Origin of the sequence: Microcystis aeruginosa NIES-4325 (assembly GCF_008974145.1) — a bacterium.
In the GTDB taxonomy this organism is placed as follows: Bacteria; Cyanobacteriota; Cyanobacteriia; order Cyanobacteriales; family Microcystaceae; genus Microcystis; species Microcystis aeruginosa_G.
This window is the reverse complement of record NZ_BJKP01000012.1, coordinates 1-20,746: the sequence shown is the minus strand read 5'-3', so window position 1 is coordinate 20,746 and position 20,746 is coordinate 1. Positions and strand designations below refer to the sequence as shown.

The 20,746-nt window shown below is 42.7% G+C and carries 18 protein-coding genes and 1 pseudogene; 11 read left to right on the top strand and 8 right to left on the bottom strand.

The features are described from left to right. The first annotated feature begins 4 nt into the window (after window positions 1-4). Window positions 5-520, top strand: a complete 516-nt coding sequence (locus MiAbW_RS08635; protein ID WP_151695777.1) for a phycobiliprotein lyase — start codon at window positions 5-7, stop codon at window positions 518-520. A 66-nt stretch (window positions 521-586) separates the two neighbouring features. Here MiAbW_RS08635 and MiAbW_RS08630 read toward each other — a convergent pair whose 3' ends face one another. Continuing rightward, a complete protein-coding gene (locus tag MiAbW_RS08630) occupies window positions 587-1,519 on the bottom strand; it encodes a hypothetical protein (protein ID WP_151695776.1) in 933 nt (310 codons plus the stop codon). Beyond that, window positions 1,476-2,075: a DUF1517 domain-containing protein gene (locus MiAbW_RS08625; protein ID WP_151695775.1), complete on the bottom strand. Its 600-nt coding sequence runs from the start codon at window positions 2,073-2,075 to the stop codon at window positions 1,476-1,478. The genes MiAbW_RS08630 and MiAbW_RS08625 overlap by 44 nt, the downstream gene beginning before the upstream one ends. Before the next feature lie 298 nt (window positions 2,076-2,373). Between MiAbW_RS08625 and hpnH the strand changes: the two genes are divergently transcribed. Then, window positions 2,374-3,390 (top strand): adenosyl-hopene transferase HpnH, encoded by a 1,017-nt coding sequence (gene hpnH, locus MiAbW_RS08620; RefSeq protein ID WP_151695774.1) that lies wholly within the window; start codon window positions 2,374-2,376, stop codon window positions 3,388-3,390. Between the two features lie 2 nt (window positions 3,391-3,392). Here hpnH and MiAbW_RS08615 read toward each other — a convergent pair whose 3' ends face one another. Then, window positions 3,393-4,766, bottom strand: coding sequence for a DICT sensory domain-containing protein (locus MiAbW_RS08615; protein ID WP_151695773.1), 1,374 nt, complete (start codon window positions 4,764-4,766; stop codon window positions 3,393-3,395). Between the two features lie 212 nt (window positions 4,767-4,978). Here MiAbW_RS08615 and MiAbW_RS08610 point away from each other — a divergent pair, with 212 nt between their 5' ends. Then, on the top strand, window positions 4,979-5,488 hold the full coding sequence (locus MiAbW_RS08610; RefSeq protein WP_151695772.1) for a hypothetical protein: 510 nt from the start codon (window positions 4,979-4,981) through the stop codon (window positions 5,486-5,488). 41 nt (window positions 5,489-5,529) lie between these two features. After that, window positions 5,530-6,219, top strand: a complete 690-nt coding sequence (gene nblR / locus MiAbW_RS08605; RefSeq protein WP_151695771.1) for a response regulator transcription factor NblR — start codon at window positions 5,530-5,532, stop codon at window positions 6,217-6,219. Window positions 6,220-6,359: 140 nt separating this feature from the next. On the opposite strand, the gene MiAbW_RS08600 is transcribed toward nblR, so the two are convergent. Next, window positions 6,360-7,157, bottom strand: coding sequence for a glutathione S-transferase (locus MiAbW_RS08600; protein WP_151695770.1), 798 nt, complete (start codon window positions 7,155-7,157; stop codon window positions 6,360-6,362). Window positions 7,158-7,528: 371 nt separating this feature from the next. On the opposite strand from MiAbW_RS08600, the gene MiAbW_RS08595 reads away from it, so the two are divergent. The 3 genes from MiAbW_RS08595 (at window position 7,529) to MiAbW_RS08585 (ending at window position 10,296) form a co-directional block, all read left to right on the top strand. Next, entirely contained in the window at window positions 7,529-8,737 is a 1,209-nt protein-coding gene (locus tag MiAbW_RS08595; protein WP_151695769.1) for a hypothetical protein, read from the top strand. A gap of 33 nt (window positions 8,738-8,770) precedes the next feature. After that, window positions 8,771-9,763, top strand: a complete 993-nt coding sequence (locus MiAbW_RS08590) for a pentapeptide repeat-containing protein (RefSeq protein ID WP_151695768.1) — start codon at window positions 8,771-8,773, stop codon at window positions 9,761-9,763. Between the two features lie 65 nt (window positions 9,764-9,828). Next, window positions 9,829-10,296, top strand: coding sequence for an aspartyl protease (locus MiAbW_RS08585; protein WP_151695767.1), 468 nt, complete (start codon window positions 9,829-9,831; stop codon window positions 10,294-10,296). Here MiAbW_RS08585 and MiAbW_RS08580 read toward each other — a convergent pair. Beyond that, a complete protein-coding gene (locus MiAbW_RS08580) occupies window positions 10,291-11,952 on the bottom strand; it encodes a M14 family metallopeptidase (RefSeq protein WP_151695766.1) in 1,662 nt (553 codons plus the stop codon). The genes MiAbW_RS08585 and MiAbW_RS08580 overlap by 6 nt on opposite strands. Window positions 11,953-12,104: 152 nt before the next feature. Here MiAbW_RS08580 and MiAbW_RS08575 point away from each other — a divergent pair, with 152 nt between their 5' ends. Beyond that, window positions 12,105-12,317, top strand: a complete 213-nt coding sequence (locus tag MiAbW_RS08575) for a hypothetical protein (protein ID WP_151695765.1) — start codon at window positions 12,105-12,107, stop codon at window positions 12,315-12,317. On the opposite strand, the gene MiAbW_RS08570 is transcribed toward MiAbW_RS08575, so the two are convergent. The 3 genes from MiAbW_RS08570 to MiAbW_RS08560 form a co-directional block, all read right to left on the bottom strand. Next, window positions 12,314-13,060 carry a circadian clock KaiB family protein gene (locus MiAbW_RS08570; RefSeq protein WP_151695764.1) on the bottom strand — a complete coding sequence of 249 codons (747 nt, stop codon included), beginning with the start codon at window positions 13,058-13,060 and terminating at the stop codon, window positions 12,314-12,316. The two genes, MiAbW_RS08575 and MiAbW_RS08570, sit on opposite strands and share 4 nt — an antisense overlap. A 90-nt stretch (window positions 13,061-13,150) precedes the next feature. Further along, on the bottom strand, window positions 13,151-14,470 hold the full coding sequence (locus MiAbW_RS08565) for a type IV pilus twitching motility protein PilT (protein ID WP_151695763.1): 1,320 nt from the start codon (window positions 14,468-14,470) through the stop codon (window positions 13,151-13,153). A gap of 219 nt (window positions 14,471-14,689) precedes the next feature. Further along, entirely contained in the window at window positions 14,690-15,748 is a 1,059-nt protein-coding gene (locus tag MiAbW_RS08560) for a potassium channel family protein (protein WP_151695762.1), read from the bottom strand. Window positions 15,749-15,874: 126 nt separating this feature from the next. Here MiAbW_RS08560 and MiAbW_RS08555 point away from each other — a divergent pair, with 126 nt between their 5' ends. The 3 genes and pseudogenes from MiAbW_RS08555 to MiAbW_RS08545 all read left to right on the top strand — a co-directional run. Continuing rightward, window positions 15,875-17,158: an aspartate aminotransferase family protein gene (locus MiAbW_RS08555; RefSeq protein ID WP_151695761.1), complete on the top strand. Its 1,284-nt coding sequence runs from the start codon at window positions 15,875-15,877 to the stop codon at window positions 17,156-17,158. 119 nt (window positions 17,159-17,277) lie between these two features. Beyond that, window positions 17,278-19,413 carry an O-linked N-acetylglucosamine transferase, SPINDLY family protein gene (locus MiAbW_RS08550; RefSeq protein WP_151695760.1) on the top strand — a complete coding sequence of 712 codons (2,136 nt, stop codon included), beginning with the start codon at window positions 17,278-17,280 and terminating at the stop codon, window positions 19,411-19,413. Window positions 19,414-19,697: 284 nt separating this feature from the next. Next, window positions 19,698-20,636, top strand: a pseudogene (locus MiAbW_RS08545) (protein kinase domain-containing protein); the annotation flags it as partial. Window positions 20,637-20,746: the final 110 nt, after the last annotated feature.

Sequence of the window (20,746 nt, the reverse complement as noted above, 5' to 3'; positions counted from 1 at the left end):
ATTCATGGACATTCAAGAATTTATTAATCTCTGTGCGGGTAAATGGTTTTCCCAGCGCACCAGTTATCAATTAGCCGCCCAAAAAGTTGCCAATAATAAAGCAGAAATCACCATCGATTTGCTGGCTGCCGATGCCGCCGATGTGGTGCAATTATGTTTAGAAAATAACTGTCAGTCCCACACCAGTCTAGGGGGATGGAAAGCGACTTGGGATAATTCTGTGGACTATGGACAACCGAAAAAAATCGGTTCTAGCTATTTAGTTTGGCTACCCTCACAGAATGCTTGGCAAGGAAAATTGATCACATCGGACGGTAAATCGGCATCGCTGGGAGAATATCATCTCAGAAGCGATCAAGCTTTAACTTTGACCATCGAGGACAATCACCATCGTATCGAGGAAAGAATCTGGTTTGCTAGTCCTAATCTGAGATTGCGTACCAGTATTATCCAGTCAGCGTCTGGCGATCGCCAGACGGTTTTCTATTCGGAAATTCGCAAAATGGTTGCTTCTAAGTAGTTGTCATCTCCAATGTCTGAGGTGGGGAAGACAGGGTTAATCTTCCACCACTCCAGTCAAATCCTGCTAACGTCGGCCGCGTCTGCTGCTGCCAAAACCACTGCGAGTAGGGGTACGACGGGAACCGGAGGAACCGAAACTAGGAGAACGTTTGACATTATCAGATTTACCCGAATTCTTCAGGGTACTGGAACCATAACCGGAACCACTGGGTTTTGTGGTGGTGGTGGTACTGCGATTGGGACTAGAGGGAGTATTGCTAGGATAACGACGTAAATTGCCGGTAGAACGGAGAGTTTGCTGATTTTTGACTGCCGGAGGTGGGCTATTATGTTTAGTCTGGTATTGATCTACTGCCTGATTATAGGTGGAACCGTAACCACCAAAACCGGTCATCACACCACCCGGAGTATAGAGGGGAGGAACGTAGTATTGAGGACGAAAAAGCAAACTACCCAAAGCTTGACCAGCAACAGCACCAAAAAAAGGACTCCAAAAACTCGATTCTTGTCGAATCACCACGGTTTCCTGTTGTCCAGTTTGGGGATTGTTCCGCACTTCCGTGACATTATGGACATACTCAATTTTAAAATCTTCGGTCATGTACAGGGTAGCCTGATCGCCGTTGATTTCCACCGCGGTTTTTTCCCCTTTAGCGATAGCTTCATCGCTTAATCTAGCCATTTGCAGGTTAGTGGTGCGAAAGAGGGGAGAAGTTCCCCCAGGGGTGTTTAACAGCATTAGGGTATAAGTGCCATCTCCATCATCGTAGGTAGCTTGTTGTACCTCGTAGCGACCGCTACTAACCTGATTGGATTCTTGTCTTACACTACTGTTATTAGCTGACGGTGACTGAGTTTGATTTGACGAGGAACCACAGGCCACCGTTGTGTAACAAAGGGTAAGAATTAAAAAGATTGTCGTTACTTGGCGCAGCATAAGGGCAAAATTAAGACTATAAAGGCAGCAATTCTGGGAAATTGAGTAATAGTTGCTCATTGGTTAATTCATCTCCCAATTGAGCAGGAGAAAAATGTACCTGAATTGCCCGCAGCCGACCTTGGTAGTGGAGGTTAATTATTGATTTTAAACCATCTTCTAGGGCCTCTCGATCGGCTAGGCTAGTTTCTAAAGCAGCACTCTCACCCTCGAATGCTATTGTGATCATAACAACTAAGTTATCGGTGACGGGTAAAGTTAAGGGTTCTTTTTCCCCCACGTCCGGAGACACCGATTCACTTAGATATCTGGCTGCAGAATCGGTAAACAGTTCGTTAACGTAGTCTCCCGCTTCCCCCTCATTCCAAAAAACATCGCCCTCATTAGCTACAGAAAACCAATAGAGGTTCATCTGCAGCAGATTTTGACAAATTTCTACTAAACCCTCTCCCATGACCTCTAAATCGCCTTCGGAATCGATCGCATCCCGGCCGGTACGATTAAGAATACCGATCAGGGGTGCGATTTCTTGGCCGTAGAGATGCAAAAATAAGCGACAGACCACATAGCGAGTTTTACCCGCAAATTTCTTAAAGCGATCGCCTAAAGAACTCATAATAGACCTCTGGTAAAAATCAAAAATTGTCGTTAAGGTTAGGAGTCAGTAGTCTTGGAGCCATTAGCTGGATCAAGGTGATAATGGCTCATTAAGTGGGATAAATAAAAGCTGATAGCTAAAAAGACTGATCACTGATAGGACTTAATCAGGCAAGGGGTTTAATCTATCCGATAATCAAGTAAACAGCCAAAAAAGCCCTCAGCTTTTATTTATCTTGCCATCTTCTAGGCTCCTATGCCTTGATGCCCTGCTAACAGTCTATAATGACTTAAAATCCTATTGGTGTGAGCAAAAAATGGCTGTCCAACTACAACAAGCTTTAGTGGTTGCTTCCTATATCTTGAAACAGCGTCTAGCAGGAAAAAAGCGTTTTCCTTTAGTTTTAATGCTAGAACCGCTATTTCGCTGTAATTTAGCCTGTACTGGCTGCGGTAAGATTCAACATCCTCCAGAAATCCTCCGCAATCATCTTACCCCAGCAGAATGTTTCGCAGCGGTGGAAGAATGCGGGGTTCCCGTGGTTTCCATCCCCGGGGGCGAGCCGCTTTTACATCCACAAATTGATGAAATTGTCAAGGGGTTAGTGGACAGAAAAAAATTCGTCTATCTCTGCACCAATGCCCTGTTATTGGAAAAAAGCCTAGATAAATTTACTCCTTCCCCCTATCTTACCTTTAGTGTCCATCTGGACGGGTTAAAAGCACATCACGATCGCTGTGTGGATCGGGAGGGAGTATTCGATAAGGCAGTACAAGGGATTAAAGCAGCGAAAGCGAGAGGTTTTCGGGTTACTACTAATACCACGGTTTTTGAAGGCACAGATCCGCGAGAAATGCAGGAATTTTTCGATTTTCTCGCTACTTTGGGTATCGATGGTATGATGATTTCCCCCGGTTATAGTTATGAGTGGGCCCCGGATCAAGATAGTTTCTTAAAACGGGAGCAAACCAGAGCTTTATTCCGAGAAATTCTCTCACCTTGGAAATCAGGTCAGAAAAAGTGGAATTTTAACCATAATCCTCTCTTTCTCGATTTTCTCATCGGTGAACAGGACTATGAATGCACTCCTTGGGGTAGTCCTAGTTATAGTCTTTTAGGATGGCAAAAACCCTGTTATCTGCTCAACGAAGGACATTACAAAAGCTTTCGGGAACTTTTAGAAGAAACCAATTGGGATAACTACGGTCAGGCCAGTGGCAATCCTCAATGTGCCGATTGTATGGTACATTGCGGCTATGAACCGACCGCGGCCATGGCCGCTTTTAAACCGGCTAATATGGGACGTGCCATGCAGAGTTTAATCGGAGTCTAGTCCTAAACTGATTCTAACCAGACGGCGGGGACTTGACTAGGGCGATCGGGTAATTGCATCCATCCCATTTCGCACAGACGAATTACCGAACTTAATTTTTCTACCAAAGCGGGATCGAAACGAATCCCGCTATAATTTTGACAACGCTCTAGAGACTCTCCTAAATCTAGAGCTAGTCGATCGCCTCGCGGTTGAGTTAATTCCTGAAAATAGGCTGATAATCCCAAAATTCTCGACTCTAGGCTGATTTCTTCTCCTTTTAAACCATTGGGAACCCCGCTACCATCCCAGTATTCAAACTCATGGTAAATAATCTGTTGAATTGGAGCTAATTCGGGCATAGTGGCGAGTAATTGTGCGCCTAGCACCGATCGATCCCGCCAAAATAACGCATTTGCTCCCTCTAACTGACTGGCACGCTGTCTAAAAACTTCGATCGGAGCCTCCGCTAGACCGATGCGGTATAATAAACCGGCTAATCGTAAGCGTCGTAATCTCAGGGTGGGTAAATCGAGGAATTGTCCCAACATTTCCGCTAAAGCGGCCACCTGTAGGGAAGCAAGGGGATTATCAATATCTCTTTCATCGACTTTTTGAGCCATTCTTAGAAAAGCTTGCAGTTTATTAGCGGCTAAATTTTTATTTAAACGGGATGCTTGTCCTTCTAAGTCGCTTAATTCCCGCGTTTGTCTGCTGACGGTGACTAACTGCTGTTGACTGGTTTGCAGATAGGTGACAATGCGAGAGACTACTCCGGTTAAATCCGTGGCAATGGGATTAATATTTTGACTAATTTCTTGCTGTTGTCTGCTTAAATCGGCCGCTAGACTGGGATTATAGGGATGGAGACGCTCAATTAATATCCTAGCGGCTTTTTCGACTAAATCGCGATCAAATGTCCATAAACCGTAGAATTTTCGCTCCGTGTCTATTTGGGGTTGACTATCAGACCGGTATTCTTCCGGGGATAACTCATGACAGAGTACCATGGAGGCGTAATCGGGGGAAAGAATGATTAAATTCCACTCATTAACCAAACTATCGCTATTATCTAAGTTCACTAGCGAAACATTCTCTAAACTGCCGGTTTTATGCTCAGAAAAACCGCTATCGGCCACAGCAGCGATCGCAATGTGACGAGAAGAGCGAGCGATATCTAAATAGCGCTCAGCTTCCTGTAAATACCATTTACCCTGTTGAAAGGTGACTAAGACCAGTGGTTTATTTGTACTGTCTGGGCTGCTAGTTTGCAAGATATGATCTTCAAGAGCATGACAGAGAGCCACCAGGGTATTCTTAAAATAGACCCCGTAACTGCTGGGTAATCGTCCCGATGAAGCTCTTTTTAATTGTTGTAAGCTGGATTCTACGGTCATAGGTGGCAAGATTAGGGGAAGTGGGATGTGGGAAGTGGGGAGATGGGGAAGTGGGATGTGGGAAGTGGGGAGATGGGGAAGTGGGGAGATGGGGAAGTGGGGAAGTGGAGCATTTGGATGAAATTTCCCTATCTCCCCAAAACCCTATCACCCCAAAACCCTATCACCCTATCTCCTGACGACCGGCTCCTCATTGCTTTTTACTTAATTTTATGACCTTAGTGATTTGTCCGGGTTTTCATGATTCTAGATTGACGGAGGATTTTTTAGGACACCTGGAGAGCAAATCGGTCAAATTAAGTCCCTATATTATTATTTCTCCTTTTTCTTGCTTAAATGAAGCTTTTTCACCCGGAGAAAACCTAACCTTAATTGGGTTTAGTGCGGGGGTGGTAAATGCGATCGCTTTAGCTCATTATTGGCAAGCTCAAGGGGCAAAAATTGCAGCTTTAATTGCTCTGGACGGGTGGGGAGTGCCATTAATCGGTAATTTTCCCATTTATCGCCTTAGTCACGATTATTTTACCCATTGGAGTTCCTGTTTATTGGGTAGCGGTCAAGAAAATTTTTATGCAGATCCCCCTGTAGATCATCTTAGCCTCTGGTCGTCCCCCGATCGAGTAAATGGTTGGTCTATAAATGGTAATTTTGTCCAACGCACCACAGCGTTAACTTTTTTATCAAATCGGTTAGGCAAGAATCAATTAAGTATAATTAGCTAGTACCCTCCCTATCTTTCCTATTTCTTTACCGCTGCCAACTCATGAGTACATCCGTTACGAGTTCTTCGATTCTCTTGGTGGGAATTGAGGAGAATATCGCTAAACTAGCTAGTGCGGACTTGAAAGAAGCAGGTTATCGTCCCCTGATTGTGCCTAGCATTGATATCGCTTTCCCAGAAGTGAAAAGTTGGCAGCCCGCGATGATTATACTCGATCGCCTCCTCGCAGCGGAGGCCGGTGTGATTTTTTGTCGTCGTTTACGTTCCGAGGGAAGTCGTGTTTATATTATTTTGTTAGTATCTCAAGAAACCCTAGAAGAACGTCTCGCCTGTTTGGAAGCGGGAGCCGACGATTATTTTCTCAAACCCTATAATTCGCAATCTTTTCTTAAATTAATCCGTTTTTACCTGCAACCTCTGGAAACTATCCCCGAACAATTGTGCTTCGGTGACTTAGTATTAGATTTAGCCACTCGTCGTCTCTCCTATAAAAACAAAAATATTGAGTTGACGATGAAGGAATTTGAACTGCTCCGCTACCTCATGATTCACCCGAAAGAAGTATTATCAAGGGATCAAATTCTCGAAAATGTCTGGGGAGATGAATTTCAAGGAGAATCAAACGTTATTGAGGTGTATATTCGTTATTTACGCCTGAAGATGGAAGCTGGTGGTCAAAAACGTCTCATTCATACCGTGCGCGGTGTCGGCTACGTTTTACGGGAATCTTAACAGGAGATAGGAGTCAGGAGACAGTATTCAGGAGACAGTATTCAGGAGACAGGGTGATAGGGATTTAGGGGTTTAGGGAAATTTCAGCCAAATGCTCCACTTCCCCACACCCCACACCCCACCATCCTAGTCAAGGGCTGCTATTCGATCTGGATGGAGGTGGGGGAATCTATAGGAGGGGTGGAACTGCCAGGGGTGATAGTTTGACGGTATTGACTATAAAGACGATCGCGCCAAGCAAAAAAGCCCTCGTAGGCGCTATTATCGGCTAACCCTGGAATCCCCTTGCCCTGCAATTCCCTGGGTAAGTTGAGATAGGAACCCTGGGGAAACTGAAGCAGTACACTTAATCCCGCCACGGCTAAATCGGCTAAAGTGGGCTGATCTCCGACTAAATAGGGACGATTGGTTAAAATGAGGTTTAAAGCCTCTAAGTCTTGTTGTAGCCCCTTTTTTGCGGTATTGATAGCATCTTTTCCCAGACCTACACCCGTCCCCAAAATATCAATTAATTCCCCGGGCAAGGAACCCAGCAACAAGCGCATAAAATCGGGAGTTTCCCGGGGTAAAAAAGCGGTACGAAAGTTTTGATTTTGGGCAAAAGCGCCGAGAAAAGCGGTTCTTCCTTTTAATCCCAAGGATTCATCGGCCCATTCTTCGATTAATAAACATTGACCCCGTTGGAGGGGATCTGTGGGTATAATTGGTTTTTCAGGATACTTGCGATCGAGATAAAAAGCAATCTCCGTCGAGTCAGCGATATAAGTATCACCATCCTTGAGGACGGGAACCTGTCGCTGTCCAGAAAGACGGAATAATTCCAATTGTCCCACTCCCGGCACCACGTCCCTTTTTTTATAGGCAAGTCCTTTATAGTCGAGGATGAGACGGACTTTCTCACAATAGGCGGATAATTCAAATTGGTAAAGCTCTAGCATGGGATGATATGGCCTCTTGATAAATCAGTTTCTATCTGATTACTCTAACCCTATCGGGCATCGATCGCCTAAACTTAAAGACTTTACTCCGATTGTATTCATACATTTGTACTAAAAACGAGAAAGGCGAAAAAATAATCTTGTGCTAATTTTAGGAGTTGGACTGGCTACTCTTAGGGAAGATGGACTAGATTTAGCCCTCCCAACTGAATAGTGCCACGCTTTTAGATTAGAATATCTTCAGGCACCACAAGCCAAGAACAACTTATATTATATTCCTGCAAGCTGACTGGCTAGAGACTAATGGCATACAGCTATAATCATAATAGACGCGTGCGAGGGCGGGCTACTTTCTCGGCTCAGAGGTTACTATGCAATTATCCATCGACATTTTTAATGACGTAGTTCGTTATCTCGACAATCATAAAGAAAAATTACGGATCAAAAAATTAATCTTTTGTATCTGTAAAAAACGTTGGGAAAATGATCCTAATATTTTAAACACTGTGTCGATGCAAGACTTGGTAGAGGAGTTAGTGCAACTCAAACCCAATAAAGAACAATTAACTTTTTCCGTTTATCAATCAGTTAAAAACCTCAATCGGCCTAAAGTTTATGCCGGCGTAGCCACAGTGATTATCGAGCAAATCAGTAAATTATATAGTAATATTGCTGCCGACCAAGACCCCCAATCATTATCAGGAGAACCAGAAGTTAACACCAGCTTTGCTGCCGTTAATAAGCCTGTCAACAACGACGAAGATGATTTATTAAGACAGGTGGTTAGTAGCCTAGAAAATCATCGAGAGACGGCGAGAATTCAAAAATTAATGTTTGCCGCTTCTAAAAATCGTTGGGAAAACGATCAGGGGGTGATTAATAGTTATGGCTTAAAAAATATTATTTTAGAACTACAGCAAAACAATCCTAGTTTCTTGGGCTTGCGACAAAATCTCAACCAGGTTGCCAAAAATATTAATAAAAAAGCTCTGTACCTAGCCCTAGCCGATATTATTCTTACCCAGCTAGAGCCTCTCTACGATACTGATAACGATGACAAAGAGCAGGATAAGGCGTCAAAAACTCAAATCTTGAACAGTCAAATGGTTCATCTGAATAATGATTGTGATTCTGCGGCTGAAACCCCATCTTTCTCCCCCTCTAGAAGTGAAACCGCGGATTTGCCTGCTTCGATCATCGATTTAAATGAACCGCAATTAGTCATAGAATTGCCCTTTGACGAGCCAGCTTCCTTAAATGACAACCCCAGTAATTCCCCACAAATTCCTGCCTACGACCCCTTTGAAATTCGTTTAGAAATTTTCCAGTATGCTAATCCTTTACGAGTCAAAATATTGATTTTCTCGCTACTATTTCATCCTTGGTGTGAGAGCGATGAAGATTGGTCAACCCTGCGACGTTATACCCTAGAAGATTTACTACAAAAACTCATCCAAAGTGGGAAATCTCTCAAGGATATCGAAAGTCAACTGTACAATATTGCTCAAACCCAAATGGATGCAGATGCTAACGTTCAAACTGCCAGTATTCTGGTGCAAGCTTTACAAAGAGTTCTCTAATTTTTTAACCAAATTTATCTGGATATTCTACCTATGAAACCCGCCGAATTAATCGAACGTTATGCCGCAGGAGAAACTCAATTTAGTGGCTTAAGATTATCTGGAGTTAATTTAGTTGGTGCTGACTTAGTTGGCATTGTTTTAAATGAAGCGGATCTGCACGGAGCTAATCTTATCTTTACCTATCTTAACCGGGCTAATCTCGCTCAAGCTAATCTCGTGGCAGCTAATTTAAGCGGTGCTAGTCTCAACCAAGCTGACTTAAATAGGGCAGATTTACGCAGTGCCAATTTACACGGAGCGCTGCTACAAGGGGCTAATCTTCGTGATACCGATATAACCCTAGGTATTTTACTTGATGCTAACTTAATCGGGGCGGATTTACGGGGGGCGGATTTAAGTGGGGCTAACCTCACTGGTGCTTGTTTGCGGGGAACAAATATGCGTCAGGAAACGAAAAATAATAAAACTAAATTACAAACGGCTAATCTCTATCGCGCCGACCTGCAAGGAGCTAATATGAAAGGGGTTGAACTGCTGCGTGCTAATTTAAAGGAGGCTAATTTAAAGGAGGCTAATTTGTGCAATGTTGACCTCAGAAAAGCAGATTTAACTAATGCTAATCTGCAAGGTGCTTTACTTACTGATGCTAATTTAATCGGGGCGCGTTTAGTGGGGGCAAATCTAGCGGGAGCCAATTTAGTGCGGTCAAAAATGAGCGATACGGAAGCAATGGGGGCAAATTTCCATAGTGCAATTATGAATCAAATAAAATTCGATCGAGCTAATCTTAGTCAAGCCAATTTTCAAGCGGCAAGAATGAATCATGCTGACTTAAGAAGGGCTAATCTTTCAGAAGTTAATCTCAGGGAAGCGGATTTAATCGATGCTTTCTTGGCTAGAGCAAATCTTACCGGTGCTGATTTAAGTAATGCTAATCTAACTCGTGCCGAGTTAATGAGTGCTAATCTGATAGGAGTTAACTTCCTCGGTGCAATTATGCCCGATGGCCGGATTAATAATTAAAATTACTGGACAAATTTGTTGGCAATTGTTCTGGTATAATTAGAGGTAGAATTGAGGGTAATATTATGGTTGATCCAGCAATTATTACAGAAGATATGGGCAAAATCTACACCAGCATTACAGTTATCAATCGCGCCGATCAAATTTTAGCAGCAGCGGCTGTAATCTCTCCCGATCAAATTCGCTCTCTTACCCTAGAAAATGTCTTGGTGGATACGGGAGCAACCACTCTTTGTCTGGTGCCAGAAGTCATCTCCCACTTGGGTTTACAGCTTTTAAAAGAAGTAGATGTGGCCACGGCTAAAGGCATAGGAAAAGCGAGAATTTTTCGCGATGCCACCTTGATTATCGCGGGACGGGAGGGAACTTTTGAATGTTTGGAATTACCCGGAGGACAAAACAATTTATTAGGGGTAATTCCCTTAGAAGCTTTGGGATTAGAACCAGATCTTCACAGCCAAAAGTTGCGAGTTTTACCCACGGAATCCCACGAGACTTATTTAACAATTTTATCGAACAAAATAGCTCTATAAAATCACTTTTTGTCTGACTGTTCCGGCTCTTTCAGCTATAGCAATAACCTCGATTTCTTGACCAGAAACTCCCTTAATTACCCATTCCACCGTACAGCGATAATCTAAACCGTGAGCGAGACTACTATATACTTTGTTTGATCGCCCTTCTAAGTGACCGATTTCCTGATCTAATTTTCCCACTATTAAACTCACCTCATCGGCTAAATTTAACTTGACTTGAATGGGACAAACGATCTTTCTTTCCAGTGCTTTTTTACTGGTATAAGTTGGTAAAAATCCCTGATTTTCTAACTGTAAAACCAGATGATAAATACCATTTCCCTCCGACTTAAGATCGAGACGAGAGATAGCTAAAAGAGGTGACATTAAAGCATGGGCAATAGTAAACTGACATTGTTTCTCACATAAATCTGGTAAATACTTGTCGGGGGCATTTTGCCAGACATTTTTAAAGTCCCAACCGCCAATTTCCACCTCTCCCAATTGGGGATGATCAAAACCTTGCCAATTGATAAAACCCTTTCCCGCTAAATTCTCATCATTCCAACGCTGTAATTTCAATTCATCTTCAAAAGGATGCCAGCGAAACCATTGAATATAATCATCTTTTTTCACTCCCGCTTGGGTGGGTGCATCCCATAACTCCACTGTAAAACCATACCAACCAAAATGATCGTAACCATAATCATCCATGGCACCGTTAGTCACTTCTTTGGGATGATAACGAAAATCGTGATAGACAGAAACGCATTCATAACCAGTCATTGCTTTTCCTTTATCAGCAATATATTTATACATTTCTAAGTCTTCCACGGGGAAATATTCATCGGGATGGGTGCTATAGGGACGCAACATTACTGCCGAATAGGTATGATAGGTAACGAAGCCATTAATATTGGTGTTATTTGCCCAAAATTCGGCTTCTGCACGGGTTTCTGGCTCTGAAAATGGAAAATCTCCAGCTCCCTGTTGTTCCCCTTCAGGAACCCAATAAACGGGATAATTGCGGTTAAAATCTAAGCCTTCTAGGGTGGGGGCAGTGGTAAAATTATAGCCATCGTAATCGCGGATTAAACCTTCGGTGAGCAAAGTGTAAAAAGTTCCCTCGAATTCCTCTGGTTCGCGACGCACCATAATGCGAGGATCTTGTTCAGAAATTTTCCAAGCACCACAGGTATCTTTTTGGCGCATTTGTAGGATTAAACCATCGCCGTTAATATCTTCAGGATATAGCCCCGGTTTCTCATCCGTGTGGGGATAGGGGCGAATACTCGATCGTAACAGATAGGGAGTGGTGAGATATTTTTCCGCTCCATCCACGGCTAATCGCGGCAAAATATAGACAGTGTAATGGTCAAGAAGTCTGGTAATTTGGGAATTATGACCGTATTGGCGCAAAAGATGGGAGATAGTGTAGAGAGCTACGGCAGAGCCTGTTACTTCCCCCGCATGGGTGTTAGCATCGATCCAATAGGCAGGTTTTTCTAAATAGGGGCCTGTGGCTTGATTTGTGAGGGTAGTTAACCATATATCTCGATTTTCGTAGCTTTTACCGATCGAGGTGAGGCTAATTAAATTAGGATAGGATGAAGCTAGGTTTTTCAGGAAAGAAACTAATTCTTGGTAGGGGTAATAGTGACTAAAATCAAACATAATCTTCTGCAACTAAAAAAAGGAGTCTCGGGTTAATTTGACGAAATATGGGATAATAGGAGTTACTTAGTCCAAAAATTAAGGATAAACCACAGAGGCACAAAGAACACAGAGAGGAAGACAGATTCGATTCCGGCGTTCCCTAAAAAACTATGAATAGTCAAGATATTGCTCGCTATATTGAAGAAACTAACGGTATTTCTAAGCCTTGGCTGTTGGTGCAATTACGTCTCAAAAAACTGCAAGAACGTCGCGCCAGTCTTTCCCAACAGGAATATATCCAAGAATTGGATGATATTCAGCAAGACTTAATGAAATTGGGCGAATGGTGGCGAGGAATCGAGTCAGAAGTCTTTAAACCCTAAGCGGTGGCGATAATCTGTAATACTCGCGGTAAATCCTCAAATTCGCCGATGATGCGTTTCACCGGTTGCGGCCAAACCCGGACTAAAGTGGGAATAGCAGAGACATGATTGGATTCTGCTTGTTCTGGATGCTTAGAGATATCGATCACTTTCAGGGTATAGGGATGGTGTAATTCTCGTTCTAGAAGCTGATGGATCGATTCTAGGGTGTGCTTAGTATTGGCATTATTACCAGAGACAAATAACCGCAAAACATAACCCTTAGGACTAGGATTGGTATAGTCAGAGTCAGCAGTAATCACTGAAGTAGTTGCGGGGTGCTCCTGATAACGGAGAATCAGATCGTGGGATTGCCAAAGTTGGGGAAACTGCTGACGATAGGTTTCTAAGATAGTGGGATTAGAGGATTGTTCCTGCCAAGGCACAGTAAACCAAGCTCGATCATCCGTGCCGAAAATAGCATTTAATAACGGCTGATAGCGACGGACAAGGGGATAGACTTCGGCGCTGGTATGAATACGGTGACTGTAGGAATCTCGCCAGCGATCGATGGTAGCGGTAAAACTAGGAACTAAAAAATGGGGAGGTTCTGGCAATCCTAAAGCAGACTGGAGAGCAGTGCAGAGATTCAGATGCCAATGAGTTTGTTTATCAGGATCGATACAGTAGATCAGGTCGCCCCCGGGAGTAAACAGGGCGATGCCTTTAAAAATATCGGGCAACACAATCGCGGAAGTAGCCACTTGAGGGGTTCCCGTAGAGAAAAAATAGGAGCTTCTATTGTTCTAGACTACTAAACTCTTGACCCCTCAAGAATTTCCTTCAGGGTTTTTCTAGATTCTACCCCGCAGCATCATCTCCATTTCATTGGGAACTGGGGACATTTCTAGGGCGACCTCCCTGGTAATCCGTCCCTCTTGATAGAGGTTAAATAGAGATTGATTAGTGGTAATCATGCCATAGTATTCGCCATCTTTCATTAATTCGAGAATTTCGTCATTTTTGCCGCTGCGAATGCAATCTTTGACGGTTTCTGTGTTGATGAGAATATCGTGAAAAGCAGCCCGTTTATTGTCGGTGGTACGACATAAACCCTGGGAAATAATACAAACCAAGGATTCTGCGATCGCAACTTGCATCGATTCCCGTTCCTCGGCGGTATAAAGAGTTAAAATCCGCTCCAGGGTTTTTACGGCGCTGTTGGTGTGCAGGGTTCCCATAACTAAGTGACCAGTTTGGGCAGCTTTCAGGGCAGTATTAACGGTGGATTTGTCCCGCATCTCCCCCACCAGAATAATATCTGGGTCTTCCCGCAAAGAGGCTTTTAGGGCATTATCGAACTCGTGGGTGTGCATTCCCACTTCCCGTTGTTTGATCAAACTGCGACGACTTTGATGGACAAATTCGATCGGGTCTTCGATGGTGATAATATGTTTGGGGTGTTCTTTATTGATGTAATCGATCATGGCTGCGAGGGTGGTGGATTTCCCTGAACCCGTCGGACCAGTGATTAAAATCAATCCCTTATGCACATCGCACACATCCCGGAACACCTCTGGTAAGCGCAATTGTTCCATTGTGAGGATTTTCATGGGAATCAGACGCAAAACCATTCCCGGACCGCGCAGACTTTCAAAGATGTTAATCCGCACCCTAGCGAATTCGTACTGAGTTGCACCGTCAAATTCTAGGTCTTTTTGAAAGCGAAGGATTTCTTCTTCACCGAGAATTTCCCGTAACCAACTATAAAAAGTGTTGATGTCAATTTCGGGATAGTCGAGAATAATCATTTCACCACGATCCCGCATCCGGGTTTTTTCTCCAACTCCCAGGTGAACGTCCGAATAACCCCGATCAAAGGCCATCCGGATCAAATGTTCTAAGGTGGGTTGATTGGGATCGCGACCCGGCCGGGGTGGGGTTTGGGGAGAAGCAGCCTGACTGGGAGCGCGATTTTGGGGAGAACTTCGGGCTGGAATTTGACCATTTTGCCGCATATTTGGAGCTTGTTTGGTCTGTATCGCCACTTGTTGGTTTATTTCTTGAGTTATCTCCGTGCTGGTTCCCTTGATTAACTCTGAGGGAGATATCGGGATGGAGGGAACCGGCAGCGGTTGCAGTGGTCGCGAGGAAGAATTGGGATTTTGACTCATGAGAAATAGGGGTTTTTCTTTTACTATTCCCCGATTGTACTAACATCTCATCAAATTATCCTCAATTTCTCAATTGCTGACAGACGTTAGATTGAGTAATAAGCATTCAGTAGTCTCCGAGTCACGAGAATTAAGAGTGAAGGGTAATTAATCTATAGAGATTTTGCCGCTTCCCCCGTTCCCGCAATGCTACCAGTAGATTTTTTATTGATTCTTTAACTAATGCTTCGGTAAACGTAAACCATCCGATCGCATGGGGATTAAAATCTGAGTTAAACTGCGTAATTGTTCGGCCGTTCCCATACAAATTAATAAATCCCCGGCCATTAATTCCGTATCGCCATTCGGTCCCCCTATTAGCGTACCATCAGCGCGACGTATAGCCAAAACTAACGCCCCCGATCGAGATCTTAAATGTGCTTGACTAAGACTTAAACCCACACAGGGACAAGTCCTCGGATCGATTAAAAATTCTTCCATATAAAACGATCGATCGGTTCCTGTTAAAATACCATCAACAAAATCCATAACCTGGGGTCGTAGGGCTGCAGCCGCTAATCTTCTACCACCGGTAATATAGGGAGATACCACCGCGTCGGCCCCGGCCCGTTGTAATTTTTGTACTGCTTCCTCGGTACTGGCCCTAGCAATAGCGCGGATTTTCGGATTAAGAGTTTTAGCAGACAAAACTGTATATAAATTCTCCGCATCGGAAGTTAAAGCGGCCACAATACAAGTAGCGCGTTCAATTCCTGCCATTTGTAAAGATTTATCTAAGGTGGCATCTCCTTGAACAACAATATAATTTAATTCTTTGGCCCGATTTACCTGTAGGGGGTCTGTATCAATAACTACAAAAGGAATATTTTCCGCGTAAAATTCGATCGCTACCTGTCTGCCTGTGCGACCTAAACCACAGATGATATAGTGTTCTGATAGTCGATCGATCAAGCGTTTCTCCTGTCTCTGTTTGAGTCCCTCTTGAAAATAGCCTTGAATTAAAGCTTCGGTCAAGCGATTAACAATATAACCGATGCTGACTACTCCCATCACGATCAAAACCATTGTAAACAGTCGTCCCCGTTCACCTAGGGGATTAATTTCGCCAAAACCGACGGTAGCGAGGGTACTAATCGTCATATAGGCCGAATCTAGCCAACTCCAACCCTCGATCAGATGATACCAAAGCGTACCCAGCAAAAATACCACGATCAGGGCAAAAATTCCCCCGATTAATTCCTGACGCAGACGACGATATTTATCTTCACTGATAGACAAGCAAAATTCACCCCTAAGACTGTCTAGTAAATTACAATAAAATCAGTTTTTAATCTAAATAACCCGTCCTTCTCAGACGGATTTGATTATAATTTCCCCTATGTCTAATCGCGCAGGAGTTCCCCAGTGAGTCCAGAAACCCTTTTAGAACCAACCCTAGTTGATCCCACTTCCAATTTAAACCCGAATCAGACCTTCGATCGAGATAGTTTTAACAGCTATGTGATGAATACTTATGGTCGTTTTCCCATTGCGATCGCCAAGGGATTGGGGTGTCTTCTCTGGGATACTTCCGGTAAACAATACCTTGATTTTGTCGCGGGAATTGCCACCTGTACCCTCGGTCACGCGCATCCCGCTTTAATTGAAGTGGTTAGCCAGCAAATCCAAAAACTCCATCATGTCTCGAATTTATACTATATTCCCGAACAAGGGGAACTAGCTAAATGGATTGTCGATCATTCCTGCGCTGATAAGGTCTTTTTCTGTAATTCTGGTGCGGAAGCGAACGAAGCGGCGATTAAATTAGTACGAAAATATGCCCATACGGTGCTAGATTTCCTCGAACAGCCGGTTATTTTAACCGCTCACGCTAGTTTTCACGGTCGGACTTTAGCTACCATCACCGCAACCGGTCAACCAAAGTATCAAAAAGACTTTGAACCCCTGATGCCGGGGTTTGCCTATATTCCCTATAATGATATCGAAGCGGTGGAAAATGCGATCGCTGATATCGATGAGGGTAATCGTCGGGTGGCCGCGATTATGTTGGAACCGCTGCAGGGTGAAGGGGGAGTTCGTCCGGGAGATATCGAATATTTCCAACGTTTACGGCAAATTTGCGACGAAAATAACATTTTGCTTGTCTTTGATGAAGTACAGGTGGGAGTCGGAAGAACTGGTAAACTCTGGGGTTATGAGAATTTAGGAGTAGAACCAGATATCTTCACTTCTGCCAAGGGTTTAGCGGGGGGTATTCCCATCGGTGCGATGATGTGCAGAAAATTCTGTGATGTGTTTGAACCGGGGAGTCATGCGAGTACCTTTGGGGGTAATCCTTTCGCTTGTGCCTCAGCTTTAACAGTATTACAAACCATTGAACGGGATCATCTTCTCGAAAATGTTCAGCAGCGAGGGGAACAATTACGCAGCCGTTTACGGGTGATTGCTTCTCAATATCCCCATCTATTTGTCGATGTGCGCGGTTGGGGTTTAATTAATGGTCTGGAAATTAATTCAGAAAGTGAGTTGGTTTCATCTACTATTGTTAATGCAGCCTTGACTGAGGGTTTATTAATTGCTCCCGCAGGTCCGAAGGTTCTCCGTTTTGTACCGCCTTTAATTGTCTCGGAAACAGAAGTAGATGAGGCTATGGATAAGCTAGAAGTTGCTATCGCTAAAGTGGTTTAATTTCAGTTATCAGTTATCAGTGATCAGTTATCAGTTATGAGTCAATTCTTTTTGAGCTTTATTCCCCTAACTGTCACTTTTTCACTGATTACTGGTTACTGTTTACTGATAACTGATTTATGTGGCATCCTGACGCTTATCAAGCTTTAATTGCCGAAGATTATCCTCAAGTTGCGGCAATCTACGAGGAACTAATCGATAACAATCCTGAAAGTATTTCTTACTATTGGTACTTGGGAGTTGCCTATCTTCTGCAAAATTTAGAAGCAGAGGCACAGGTGATGTGGCAAAATGTTTTCAGGGGAGGTAATCCGGAAGAAGTTAAGCAATGGCAAGCAGAATTAGAAGCGGTTTTAGACGCGGAAGCGCAACGACAACAAAGAAAAGGTGATCTGGCAGCTGTAGAATATTTTCGCTATCATCTACAGGAAATTGTTCCCAAGTCAATTAATAATTTATTAGCTTTATTCGACTTAGCTTTAGATTTAGAAATATTCGATCCAGGAGAACTACTTAATTATCCTATTCAAGACAATCTCAGATATAATCCTGATCGAGAATTGCTTTTAAATGTAGTTCTCAAAAGTCTTTTATATCCCCACGAATTAACTTTAGATTTAGCTCAAGCAAGTTTACCCTACCTAGAGGAATTAGCCGATAGTTTTATCCCGCAAGCTTTTCAGATAGCAGCACGAGTCACCAACGAGCAACAAAGTCCCGCTTTTGGAGTAGAAATTATTAAACTTTGTCTGCAATTAAGACCAAATGATCTGAGTCTTTTGGAACAGTTAGTTAACCTCTATATTTTAGCCGAAGACTTTGATAATTCTTTAAAAACTGCCTATCAATTGCGAGAATTTTGTCTAACTTCAACTCTAAAATTATACAGCAATTATCTAATTTTGTCAATACTTTTGCGCTGGGGAGTCTGGCAAGAAATTGATCATATTTATCAAGAATATCAGAATTTATTGCAAGAATTAACCCGTCAGAAAAATATTACTTTAGAACCGATTATTAAAACTAGCTTTCTCAATATTTCTAGTCCCCTACCCTACCTAGGCGATCAAGCCTTAGCCAACCGACAATTAACTAATCGCATCACCGAAATTTTCCTTGATAATAATAGTTTACAAACTCCTTTTATTACTATCAAAAAAGTCCCAGAAAAACTTACGATTGGTTATCTTGCCAGTACCTTAAAACATCATTCTGTTGGTTGGTTAAGTCGTTGGTTAATTCACCATCACGATCGAGAAAAATTGCAAATAGCCATCTATACTATTAACCAAGAAGAAGATGAAATTACCCGTCAATGGTTTCGGGATAGCCGAGATATTATCCGTCATTTTCCCTACGCTCAAAATCCCCTAGAAGTTGCCAAACAAATTCAACAAGATCATATAGATATTCTGGTAGATTTAGACAGTTTAACCCATAATCTTACCAATCAGATTATGGCACTGAAACCCGCAGCAAAACAAGTTACTTGGTTAGGTTGGGATGCTTCTGGATTAGCAACTATTGATTACTATATCGCCGATCCCTACGTTTTACCCCAGCAAGCTGAGGAATATTATCGAGAAAAAATCTATCGTTTACCAGAGACATATTTAGCAGTGGATGGTTTTGAAATCGGCACTCCCAATCTACGTCGAGAAGATTTAGAAATTCCCCCCGATGCTACCATCTATTTTTCCGTACAAAGTGGCATGAAACGCCATCCTGATACTATTAAACTTCAGATGAAAATTCTCGCACAAGTACCCAATAGTTATTTTCTGATTAAGGGAGTTGGTAAGACTGAAAAAATTCAAGAATTATTTACTGAAATAGCAATTCAGGAGGGAGTTAATCCCCAAAGATTGCGATTTTTACCGAGAGATATAGATGAATATACCCATCGCGCTAATTTACAGATTGCCGATGTGGTGTTAGATACCTATCCCTACAATGGCGCTACCACCACCTTAGAAGTTTTATGGCAAGGAATCCCTTTAGTGACACTGGTAGGAGAACAATTTTCCGCGCGCAATAGTTATACTTTTATGATTAATGCCGGTATTGAAGCTGGAATTGGCTGGAATGAGGCAGAATATATCCACTGGGGAGTAAAATTAGGACTTGATCGCTCCCTTCGTCAAGAGATCAGCCATCAACTGTTAGGAAATCGTGACACAGCCCCCCTCTGGCAAGGGAAAAAATTCGCTGAAAATATGGAAAATGCCTATCTAAAAATCTGGGAGGGAAGTTGATAATGAGAAAGTTATCCGCAATCAATAAAGTATCGAATCGGGTCCAGAAAAATTCAGCTAATAGGAGTTTAACTGATGACAGCCGCCACTGAAAAAGATTTAAAAAGATTGGAGGATTTAATTATCGGCATTGCCAACGTACAGAAGGCGATCGAAAACCGACTAATACCAAATTTCTAAATCCATGACAGACATCCACGCTCGAATGCTTGCCAAGCCTGCATTCGTTGTGACGCAAATAAAGAAAAATGGTATAACTGTTCCTCCCTACTTAATGTTTCCCCATGACGGATTTAATTCTACAAAATCGTTACAAAGTCTTGCGATTAATTGCCGATGGTGGTTTCGGAGAGACTTTTTTGGCAGAAGATAGCCAAATGCCCTCAAAACGGCTCTGTCTGGTTAAACAGCTAAAACCGATTAATGATAATCCCCAGGTTCACAATCTTGTCAAAGAAAGATTTGATCGAGAAGCCGCTATCCTGGAAAAATTGAGCGAAAATAGTCCTCAAATTCCCAAACTATACGCTTATTTTGAGGAAAATAATCAATTTTATTTAGTCGAGGAATTTATCGAGGGAGAAACTCTCAGCCAAAGAATACAGAGTAAAGGAGTTTTTACCGATGATCAAGTCAAAGAGATTTTAGTTAGTATTCTACAGGTTTTAATTTATGTTCACGGACAAAAAATTATCCATCGAGATATAAAACCCGATAATATCATCCTACGGATTTATGATAATTTACCGATCCTAATTGATTTCGGTGCGGTTAAAGAAACTATGGGAACGGTGGTTTCTAATTCGGGCCATTCTCTTAATTCTATTGTTATCGGTACTCCCGGTTTTATGCCATCAGAACAGGCGATCGGTCGTCCGGTTTATAGTAGTGATCTCTACGCTTTAGGATTGACAGCTATTTATCTACTAACCGGCAAAACTCCTGAAATGTTAGAGAGCGATCCGATGACAGGAAAAATTTATTGGCGGCAGTTCGCTTTAAATACTAATATCAGTTTAGCAGCCGTGCTAGATAAAACTATTTCACTGCGCTCTAACGAACGTTATTTAACTGCAAAAGAGATGTTAGAGGCGCTACAAACTCCCCCATCAATTGTAGCAACAAATATCGTTCTCCCCACTCCTCCCGCTCCTACTCAGGTAATTTCTCCTGTAACTTCAAAACCTGTTTCTAATCCCCGCACTTGGGAGCAAGTCAAAGCTGAAGAACAAATAAACTACTTGACAAAAGCATCAATTGGGTATGGGATAGAGAAAAGAGTAGGGAAAAGACAAAAATGACTCCAGAGCAACAACAAGAACTTAACCAACAT